The organism is Rhizobium sp. SVR5-9E, assembly GCF_056755095.1.
Map to the genome: position 1 here is coordinate 1 of NZ_JBNDHS010000333.1, position 304 is coordinate 304.

Below are 304 nucleotides of genomic sequence, written 5' to 3' on the forward strand. Positions count from 1 at the left end.
GCAGGAAGTATTTTTTTTCTTGGAACATTGTTTTTTGCACAGGCACAGGAAAATTCAACGGATATCGAAACCATTGAGATTCAGGGTAAATTGTTTTCTACACCGTATAAAAGTGCCAACCAAAACATAAGTGTCATTACCAGAGAAGAAATCATCAATTCTCCTGCAAAAAGTATCGATGAAATTCTGCAGCAGGTAACAGGAATGGATATCAGAAGGAGAGGAGCCAATTGGGTTCAGAGTGATATTGGTTTTCGGGGAAGCTCATCTGAACAGGTTCTTTTGCTTCTAAACGGTATCAGGA

General features: G+C 39.1%; 1 protein-coding gene. It reads left to right on the forward strand.

All coding sequences use genetic code 11. The features are described from left to right. A partial coding sequence (locus tag ACPYOJ_RS35055) for a TonB-dependent receptor plug domain-containing protein (RefSeq protein ID WP_481420337.1) occupies window positions 1–304 on the forward strand: 304 nt, incomplete at both ends.